Annotated in this window: 3 protein-coding genes; all 3 read right to left on the reverse strand. The window is 76.9% G+C overall.

All coding sequences use genetic code 11. The features are described 5' to 3' along the window. Nucleotides 1-591: protein kinase domain-containing protein (locus E1291_RS41290; protein WP_165495554.1), on the reverse strand; the 591-nt coding region annotated here is incomplete at its 3' end. Then, the gene (locus tag E1291_RS41295) at nucleotides 592-858 is read right to left on the reverse strand and encodes a hypothetical protein (protein WP_131743456.1); all 267 of its coding nucleotides are present in this window, start codon (nucleotides 856-858) and stop codon (nucleotides 592-594) included. A 171-nt stretch (nucleotides 859-1,029) separates the two neighbouring features. Beyond that, the coding region (locus E1291_RS41300) for a MaoC/PaaZ C-terminal domain-containing protein (protein ID WP_207401270.1) at nucleotides 1,030-1,647 on the reverse strand (618 nt) is incomplete at its 5' end.

A 1,647-nucleotide genomic window follows, 5' to 3' on the forward strand; every position in this document is an offset into this window, starting at 1 on the left:
GCCCCGCCGCTCGCGCCCGGGTCCGGGCGCCTCCTCGGGCTCCGGGTCCGGCGCCGCGCCGTAGCCGAGCAGGCGGAGCAGGACCTCCCGCGCCGCGGGCCGCTCCGCGGGGTCCTCGGCCAGGCAGGGCCCGGCGACCTCGGCCAGCCAGGCGGGCAGGTCCACCAGGTACCGCTCCACGCGCAGCAGCCGCTCGAGCGGGCTGTGCGGGCCGTCCACGCCGAACACCCGGGGCCCGAGCGCGGCGAAGCACATCGTGACGGCCCAGGCGAACACGTCCGCCGCCGCGCCGACCTCGCCGCCCGCCGCCTGCTCGGGCGCCATGAACGCGGGCGTCCCCGACGCGCCCGGCTCGCCCCGGCCGGACGGCCCGAGCGCCTTGGCGACCCCGAAGTCCACCACGCGCGGCCCGTCCGCCGCGAGCAGCACGTTGCCGGGCGTGAAGTCGCGGTGCACCACGTTCGCCGCGTGCGTGGCGGCCAGCGCCGTCATCGTCCCGACGGCCAGCCGCTCCAGCTCGACCCCGCCGAGCGGCCCGCCCTCCTCGACGACGCTCCGCAGCGAGGGGCCGTCGATGTACTCGCTAACGATTTAGGGGCGGCCCTCGTCGGTCCCGGCGTCCAGGATCCGCGCCGTGCAGAACCGCGCGACCCGCCGGACGAGCGTGATCTCCGACAGGTCGGCCGCGTCCCGCTCGCCGGGGCTCGGGTGGGGCGTCTTGACCACGACCCGTTCCCCGGACGCGCCCGGCCTGCGCGCGAGGTAGACGACGCCCTGGCCTCCCTCGCCCACCCGGCCCACCAGCTCGCATCCGCCGATCGCCGCCGGGTCGTCCGGCCTCAAAGGTTCGACCGCCACCGCGGACCGCCTCCCTCGGGCGCCCCGGGGACCGGACACCCGCCTGCCGCGCGGTGGTCCCCGGGGCGTGCCGATTCACTCGCACTGGACCGACGTCCCAGTCTGCCCGGAGGGGGGCGCCCCGCACAGCGTCGCCGAACGCGGTCCGGCCCGCCGCGGCGTGATAAGGCGTCAGTCGTGGAGCGGCCGCTTCGCCACGAGGGTCAGGACGTCGTACTTGGCGACGGACGCGCCGTCCTGGTTGGTGACGTCGGTGTCCCAGCGCACCTCGCCGTACCCCGCGCCCTCGCGCGGGGTGATCTGCTTGGCGGTCAGCGTCACGGTCAGCTCGTCACCGGGGTTGACCGGGGTGAGGAACCGCAGGTTCTCCAGCCCGTAATTGGCCAGCACCGGCCCGGGCGCGGGATCGACGAACAGCCCGGCCGCGAATGACACGACCAGGTAGCCGTGCGCGACGCGGCCGCCGAAGAACGGGTTCGCCCGGGCGGCGTCCTCGTCGGTGTGGGCGTAGAAGGTGTCGCCGGTGAACGCCGCGAAGTGCTCCACGTCCTCCAGCCCGACCGTGCGGGGGCCGCCGACCGCGGTGTCGCCGACGCGCAGCTCCTCCAGGTGCTTGCGGAAGGGGTGCTCGGCGGTGACGGTGCGGTCGGTGCCGGGCACCCAGCGCCCGGTGATCTCGGTGAGCATCGCGGGCCCGGCCTGCACGGCGGTGCGCCGCATGTGGCGCACCACGCCGCGGACCCCGCCGAGCTCCTCGCCGCCGCCCGCCCGGCCGGGGCCGCCGTGGAC

Origin of the sequence: Actinomadura roseirufa (assembly GCF_900659635.1) — a bacterium.
Taxonomy (GTDB): Bacteria; Actinomycetota; Actinomycetes; order Streptosporangiales; family Streptosporangiaceae; genus Spirillospora; species Spirillospora roseirufa.